Origin of the sequence: Pseudomonas sp. BJa5 (genome assembly GCF_030272875.2) — a bacterium.
Classification (GTDB): domain Bacteria; phylum Pseudomonadota; class Gammaproteobacteria; order Pseudomonadales; family Pseudomonadaceae; genus Aquipseudomonas.
In genome coordinates this window covers 1-322 of the sequence record NZ_JALRNG020000110.1, presented here as the reverse complement: position 1 = coordinate 322, position 322 = coordinate 1, and the positions used below count along the sequence as shown (strand labels likewise).

General features: G+C 66.1%; 1 protein-coding gene. It reads right to left on the bottom strand.

Going from position 1 to position 322, the window contains the following annotated elements:
- The coding region (locus tag M2D63_RS25630) for an ABC transporter substrate-binding protein (protein ID WP_353050883.1) at positions 1-322 on the bottom strand (322 nt) is incomplete at both ends.

Genomic DNA, 322 nt, shown 5'->3' with positions numbered 1-322 from the left:
ATCAGTTGCGCAGGCGGGTAGTCGCTGCTGGGTACCGGCGAGCCGAAGCCCTGGGCTTGCAGAATCTGGTGGGTGACCCGCTCGATTCGCGAGACGAAACCCGGTGGATCTTCAGGCAAGGCGATCTCCAGCCCTTCCAGGGCGGTGACTAGCGCTTCAGTTTCAGTGGCGCCCCCGGCTTTCTGGCTGGCCCTGGCCAGGGCCATCACGCCGGTGAAGGCACCTTCGGCGGCGTAGGTCGGGTAGCGCCCGGTCAGGGTGTGGTAAAGCTCGACCAAGGCGCTGTTGCGCGCGGTCTGCGGCGAGTTGTTGTGATGCCGGG